Source organism: Enterobacter sp. E1 (assembly GCF_016809815.1).
Taxonomy (GTDB): domain Bacteria; phylum Pseudomonadota; class Gammaproteobacteria; order Enterobacterales; family Enterobacteriaceae; genus Enterobacter; species Enterobacter adelaidei.
On the sequence record NZ_JAFBJM010000009.1, the window covers coordinates 141,927 to 148,784 of the forward strand.

Genomic DNA, 6,858 nt, shown 5'->3' on the forward strand with positions numbered 1-6,858 from the left:
TCAGAAGTCGCGAGGCATCCTGCCTATCAAATTTCATTTACATGCTAAATCTGATGTTCTTTAATTTCAATGTTAGGTTTATTTCTACGCTTTCGCTAGTAAACTGAGATACAGATAAATTAGACGAAAAGAGGGACACCGTGGACTCCATATTTTCTATTGGCATCCAGTCATTATGGGACGAATTGAGCCACATGCCAGTCGGAGGAGTCTGGTGGATTAATACGGACCGAAATGAAGATGCTATCAGTCTGGTAAACCAGACAATTGCCGCGCAGGATAAGGATTCCCGCGTAGCTGTCATTAGCATGGGTGAAGACCCGAAGAAAATTATTTCGCTCGAAAGTGACCGCGGACCGCAGTCTGTGCGATTATTTTCCATGCCAGCGGAAGTCGATAGTCTATACTTTTTGTCCCGCGACGTTCAGTGCACTATTGATCCGGATCACCATTTAGTGATTCTTAAATGTGCAAATAACGTCCTGCAAAATATCCCCGCAGAAAAACTGCTGGCCTGGCTGGAAAAAATCAATAAATGGACAAAATTTCAAAATTGCACGCTATTGATAATCAATCCTGGCAGTAATAACGACAAGCTCTTCTCACTTTTAATGGGTGAATATCGTTCCCTGTTCGGTCTGGCAAGTGTGCGCGATCAGGTGGGCAGCTATCTCTACGACATTGCATTCTGGTGTAATGAAAAAGGCGTGAGCGCCAGGCAACAGCTGACCCTTAAACATATCGAGGGTAAGTGGCACCTGGCAAAGCAGGAAGAAACCGTGGTGCAACCACGTAGTGATGAAAAACGTATTTTGAGCCATATTGCGGTTTTAGAGGGAGCACCTGCTCTGTCAGAAAACTGGTCACTGTTTGAATCTAACGAAGCGCTTTTTCATGAAGCCCGCACAACGCAGGCAGCAACGATTGTGTTCTCGTTGATGCAGAATAACCAGATTGAGACGCTGGCCAGGCAAATCCATACCTTACGCCGCCAGCGCGGAAGCGCATTAAAAATAATCGTGCGTGAAAACAATACCAGCCTGCGCGCCACCGATGAGCGTCTGCTTTTGGGCTGCGGTGCAAATATGGTCATTCCATGGAATGCGCCGTTGTCGCGCTGCCTGACGCTTATCGAAAGCGTTCAGGGCCAGCAGTTCAGCCGCCATGTCCCGGAAGATGTAGCCACATTGCTCTCAATGACGCAGCCGATGAAACTGCGTGGATACCAAAAATGGGATACTTTCTGCGACGCCGTCAGCAACATGATGAATAACACGCTGCTTCCGGCAGACGGAAAAGGGGTCATGGTTGCCCTGCGCCCTGTACCGGGTATTCGCGTTGAACAGGCTCTCACGTTATGCCGCCCGAACCGCACTGGGGACATCATGACCATTGGCGACAATCGTCTGGTACTGTTTTTATCCTTCTGTCGGGTAAACGATCTTGATACCGCGCTTAACCACATCTTCCCCCTGCCAACCGGGGATATTTTCTCTAACCGTATGATCTGGTTCGAAGATAACTCTATCAGTGCAGAGCTGGTGCAGATGCGCGCCCTCAAGCCTGAACAATGGGTTAAACCGCTCGTTATCAAGAGTGAGGTTAAACCGATTCTCAATGCCAGACATGATGGACACGTCTGGCGTCGGGTTCCGGAACCCCTTCGCTTATTAACTGAGAATGGGGAGAACGCACCATCATGAGTATCAGCGATATCATTCAACTGGTCGTATTCTGCGCGCTGATCTTTTTCCCGCTTGGCTACTACGCGCGCCATTCACTGCGTCGTATCCGCGATACGGCCAGAATACTGTTTGTAAAACCTCGCTATGTAAAACCAGCCGGAACACTGACACGGGCATCACACGTCAAGGCAGACCGAAAACATGACTAATTCTACCTATACCGCTTCGTCACCCTCGCCACTGTGGCAATACTGGCGCGGCCTTTCTGGCTGGAACTTCTACTTTCTGGTGAAGTTTGGTCTGCTGTGGGCAGGCTATCTGAATTTCCATCCTCTTCTCAACCTGGTGTTTATGGCCTTCCTGCTGATGCCCCTGCCAAATATCAGGCTGCATCGCTTACGCCACTGGGTGGCCATTCCTGTCGGCTTTGCACTGTTCTGGCATGATACCTGGCTACCGGGGCCAGACAGCATTATGAGCCAGGGATCGCAGGTGGCCGGGTTTAGCGCCAGCTATGTCCTTGACCTGACCGAGCGCTTTATTAACTGGCAGATGATTGGTGCCGTCTTTGTGCTGTTGGTTGCATGGCTATTTCTGTCACAGTGGATCCGCGTCACGGTGTTTGTCGTCGCCATTATGATCTGGCTTAACGTGCTGACGCTTGCAGGCCCCGGTTTTTCTCTGTGGCCTGCGGGTCAACCGACAACAACCGTCACCACCACCGGCGGCAGTGCGGCGGCAACCGTCGCGACGGCGAGCGAGACGCCTGTGGTGGGAGATATCCCTACTCAGACCGCACCGCCGACCTCCACTAACCTGAACGCCTGGCTTTCCAGCTTCTATACCGCGGAAGATAAGCGACAGACTAAGTTCCCGGATGCGCTACCGGCAGATGCTCAGCCCTTTGAACTGCTGGTGATCAACATCTGTTCACTCTCCTGGGCAGATGTGGATGCTGCAGGTTTGATGTCGCATCCGCTGTGGTCACATTTCGACATTCAGTTTAAAGATTTCAACTCTGCAACCTCGTACAGCGGCCCGGCGGCAATTCGTCTGCTGCGCGCAAGCTGCGGCCAGCCATCACATAAAAACCTGTATCAACCGGCCGGAAACCAGTGCTATCTGTTCGATAACCTGGCAAAACTGGGCTTTACACAGCATCTGATGCTGGGTCATAACGGTGTGTTTGGTGATTTCCTGAAAGAGGTACGTCAGGAAGGGGGAATGCAGGCTCCGCTGATGGATCAAACGGGTCTGCCGGTTTCTCTGTTGGGCTTCGACGGTTCACCTGTTTATGACGATACCGCCGTGCTGCAACGCTGGCTGCAGACCATCGAAAAGGATAATAATCCTCGCAGTGCGACATTCTTTAACACCCTGCCGCTTCACGACGGTAACCATTTCCCGGGCGTGAGCAAAACGGCAGACTATAAGGTGCGTGCGCAGAAACTCTTCGACGAGCTGGACGCATTCTTTACGGAGCTGGAAAAATCAGGCCGTAAAGTGATGGTGGTTGTGGTACCTGAACACGGTGGCGCGCTGAAAGGCGACAGGATGCAGGTGTCAGGTCTGCGTGATATCCCAAGCCCGTCCATTACCAACGTGCCTGCAGGTATTAAATTCTTTGGTATGAAGGCTCCGCATCAGGGCGCACCGATTGAAATCACCCAGCCAACCAGCTATCTGGCGATCTCCGAGCTGGTTGCCCGTGCCGTTGACGGGAAGCTGTTTGTAGAAGACAGCGTGAACTGGGATCAGCTCACCAGCAATCTGCCGCAAACGGCAGAAGTCTCTGAGAACGCCAACGCAGTGGTGATTCAGTATCAGAACAAACCGTACGTTCGTCTGAACGGCGGTGATTGGGTACCTTATCCGCAGTAAGATGCTAATGGCATTGTTTCCCTCTCCCGCCGGGAGAGGGAATGCTCTGATTATTGTTGGGCGATCCACACCAGCATCTTCAGGCTTGCTGAATAGTAATCATCTTTTGAGGTGATTTCGGGTTCTGTGGAAGACTGTCCCATTGTTAAATCACGTACTGCCAGCAGGCCCCCTTCCATCATGTAGGGTGCATACTCGTTAGTGGTGACGTTAACCCAGGCGGGAGTTTGTTCCCGGGGAAATTGACCGAACCAGGCTCGCCACGGTGTCAGCAGTGGGCTTTGCTTATCAACCCAGGCCACATACAGCGGAATACGAATAGCATCGTAGCTCATCCTCGGTGCCCAACCTTTGGCCGGAGCCAGCTTGCCACCCGATGCCAGAGAGACCCAGTCAGTGGGCAGATTCGCTTTACCCGAGCCCATTTTCCCCAGCAGGCGTTCTCCATCCTTAATCAATTCACGCCAGACAGCTAAATGACTACGCCCGGCAAAGGCCTGCCATGCCGGAAACACGAAATAAGAAGGGTTCAGTACCACTTCACCATCAAGGTTAAATCCCTGGACACCGGGTAGCATCACCCGGTAACCCGCATAGCGGATCACGTTGTGCTCAATCAGTGCTTTTGTAATTGCATCCGATGCAGCGCTGTAGCGTTTGTCATGCCAGCGCGCGTCGGCTTTTAACAGTGCCCAGGCAATCAGGACATCGCCATCTGAGGCGTTGTTCTTGTCGGCAACCGGGTTGGATTCTGCGGGGTTATAACGCCAGTAAAACAGGCCGCTCTCTTTGTTTTTAAGCTGACTGTCTGTCCATTGCCAGAGCTTATCGAACGTGGGTTTATCGTTGTTGGCCACCGCCATCAGCATGGCGAAACCCTGGCCTTCCGTATGCGAAACGTCACCATTGCCGGTATCGACAATGCGGCCTTCCGGTTTGAAAAAGCGTGCCTTATAACTTTCCCAGGCCTGACCCGCCTGAGAGAGAGGAGAGAAGAGCAAACTCATCATCACAGCCAGCGTAGCGCAGACGGGTTTTCGCATAATTAACTCATTCCGGTTGTTCAGCACTTCGCAGTGAAATTTCACCGCCCACCCACGGCTTGATCACGCCATTCTGCTCCAGGATCAACGCCCCCTGTGCGTCAATGCCACGGGATGTTCCGTAGATCTCTTTATCACCAATCAGTAATTTCACCGGGCGGTTGATAAAGTTATCCAGCTTTTCCCAACGAGACAGGAAGGGTGCCAGCCCCTCCTGTTCAAAGAGGATGAGTGAGCTGCGCAATTCCTTAATCATACGCACGGCAAGGGTGTTACGATCGATGACGATCCCCGCTTCCTGAAGATTAGTCCAGGCCTGATTCACCACATCATTTTGTACATTGCGCATCACCATGTTGAGGCCTGCGCCAATAACGATCTGCGCAGCATCGCCTGTTTTTCCTGTCAGTTCGACCAGGATACCTGCAAGCTTACGATCGTTCAGATACAGATCATTAGGCCATTTAACGCGCACTTTATCAGCACCCAGATCGTGCAGAACTTCTGCCATGACAATGCCAATGACCAGACTCAGGCCAATAGCGGCAGCAGGCCCCTGCTCAAGACGCCAGTACATGGACAGATAGAGATTGGCGCCAAATGGCGAGAACCATTTGCGGCCACGACGACCACGACCGGCCTGCTGATACTCCGCAACACAGGCATCTCCGGATTTCAGCTCAGGCAGACGATCCAGAAGATACTGGTTCGTCGAATCAATCACTGGCAGCACTGCAACATTGCCATATCCAATCTGGTTACGGATCGCTTCTTCATTCAGCAATTGGATTGGCTCCGGCAGGCTATATCCTTTTCCGGGAACCGTGAAGACATCCACACCCCAGTCACGGAGGGTCTGGATGTGCTTGTTAATGGCGGCACGGCTCATGCCGAGTTGCTCACCCAGCTGCTCGCCAGAATGAAACTCACCGTCGGCAAGAATGCCAATCAGTGTTAACGGGATGGTATTATCCTTCACGCGATGGTCTCCACGGCATTCACTTCACCAGTGCGGCCAATGAAGCGGACTTCTGGCTCCAGCCAGACGTTAAATTTTTCGCCCACACACTGACGGACATGGTGTGCCAGTTGCACAATATCGCTGCCGGTCGCATTGCCCTGGTTAATCAGAACCAGAGCCTGCTGGCGATGCACTGCAGCCCCGCCCTTCGTGGCACCTTTTAACTGGCACTGATCGATGAGCCAGCCCGCTGCCAGCTTCACGCTGCCATCAGCTTGCGGATAATGTGGTGCAGCAGGCCATCCAGCGAGAAATGCTTTTGCATTTTCGCCACTGATGACTGGGTTTTTGAAGAAACTCCCGGCATTTCCATTCACTTTTGGATCGGGAAGTTTGGTCATTCGCATATGGCAAACAGACTCAAACACCTCACGTGCGGTTGCAGTGGCTGGGTCAAGACGTGTTAAATCACCATAGGTGAGGATAGGTTTCCAGTTTTTCGCCAGACGCAGACCAACGGCCACAATCACATAGCGATCCTGGTATTCATGTTTGAAAATACTGTCGCGGTAGCCAAAACGGCACTGTTCGGCCGTCAAGCGCTGAGCCGTTCCGGTCGCTAGTTCAATACAATCGACATATTCGCAGACGTGTTTTAGCTCGATGCCGTAGGCACCGATATTTTGAATGGGTGACGAGCCGGCACAGCCAGGAATGAGTGCAAGATTTTCGAGACCTGGCATCCCCTTTTCAAGGGTAAATTGCACCAGATGATGCCAATTCTCTCCGGCCCCTACGTGCAGATGCCAGCTATCAACGCGCTCTTCCACATCAATTCCCATGATGCGGTTGACGATCACCGTTCCGGCAAAATCGTCGAGAAACAGGACATTACTTCCTTCGCCCAGAATCAGTACGGGTTCGTCGTTTTCTGTTGCGCTTTGCCATGCATCCAGCAACTGCTGTGCAGTATCGGCACGTACAATTTGTTTAGCATTCCGTTGAATGCCAAAGGTATTCCAGGGTTTAAGGGAGTGGTTCATAGACGCTATCCTGATGCAAAAACGGAGGTAGTTTACCGTATAAGCAAGGAGTTGGGGGATTTGTTTGTGCGCCGTAGAAACGCAAAAAGGCCATCCTTCCGGATGGCCTCTTCACTTGTTTGATGCCTGGCAGTTCCCTACTCTCACATGGGGAGACCCCACACTACCATCGGCGCTACGGCGTTTCACTTCTGAGTTCGGCATGGGGTCAGGTGGGACCACCGCGCTAAAGCCGCCAGGCAAAT

6 protein-coding genes and 1 rRNA gene are annotated in these 6,858 nt (G+C 52.1%); 3 read left to right on the forward strand and 4 right to left on the reverse strand.

The features are described from left to right. The first annotated feature begins 140 nt into the window (after positions 1-140). From bcsE to bcsG, 3 genes are read left to right on the forward strand one after another with little or no spacing between them, the layout of a single operon-like run. On the forward strand, positions 141-1,703 hold the full coding sequence (gene bcsE, locus JGF26_RS19020) for a cellulose biosynthesis c-di-GMP-binding protein BcsE (RefSeq protein ID WP_028018361.1): 1,563 nt from the start codon (positions 141-143) through the stop codon (positions 1,701-1,703). Then, positions 1,697-1,894 (forward strand): cellulose biosynthesis protein BcsF, encoded by a 198-nt coding sequence (gene bcsF, locus JGF26_RS19025; RefSeq protein ID WP_028018362.1) that lies wholly within the window; start codon positions 1,697-1,699, stop codon positions 1,892-1,894. Before bcsE ends, bcsF begins: the two co-directional genes overlap by 7 nt. Continuing rightward, complete coding sequence (bcsG, locus tag JGF26_RS19030; protein WP_028018363.1) at positions 1,887-3,566, forward strand: cellulose biosynthesis protein BcsG; 1,680 nt, start codon at positions 1,887-1,889, stop codon at positions 3,564-3,566. Before bcsF ends, bcsG begins: the two co-directional genes overlap by 8 nt. A 50-nt stretch (positions 3,567-3,616) precedes the next feature. Here the strand turns inward: bcsG and JGF26_RS19035 are convergent, their stop codons facing one another. From JGF26_RS19035 to rrf, 4 genes are all read right to left on the reverse strand, one after another. Then, on the reverse strand, positions 3,617-4,609 hold the full coding sequence (locus tag JGF26_RS19035) for a glycosyl hydrolase family 8 (RefSeq protein ID WP_134708519.1): 993 nt from the start codon (positions 4,607-4,609) through the stop codon (positions 3,617-3,619). Between the two features lie 7 nt (positions 4,610-4,616). Further along, positions 4,617-5,588 (reverse strand): bifunctional biotin--[acetyl-CoA-carboxylase] ligase/biotin operon repressor BirA, encoded by a 972-nt coding sequence (gene birA / locus JGF26_RS19040; protein ID WP_134708518.1) that lies wholly within the window; start codon positions 5,586-5,588, stop codon positions 4,617-4,619. Further along, a complete protein-coding gene (gene murB, locus JGF26_RS19045; RefSeq protein WP_134708517.1) occupies positions 5,585-6,613 on the reverse strand; it encodes a UDP-N-acetylmuramate dehydrogenase in 1,029 nt (342 codons plus the stop codon). Before murB ends, birA begins: the two co-directional genes overlap by 4 nt. Before the next feature lie 124 nt (positions 6,614-6,737). Next, a 5S ribosomal RNA gene (gene rrf, locus JGF26_RS19050) occupies positions 6,738-6,853 on the reverse strand. Positions 6,854-6,858: the final 5 nt, after the last annotated feature.

Coding starts and splice junctions, on each gene's coding strand:
- bcsG (WP_028018363.1), top strand. CDS start 1,887: ATGACTAATTCTACCTATACCGCTTCGTCACCCTCGCCACTGTGGCAA.
- JGF26_RS19035 (WP_134708519.1), bottom strand. CDS start 4,609: ATGCGAAAACCCGTCTGCGCTACGCTGGCTGTGATGATGAGTTTGCTC.
- murB (WP_134708517.1), bottom strand. CDS start 6,613: ATGAACCACTCCCTTAAACCCTGGAATACCTTTGGCATTCAACGGAAT.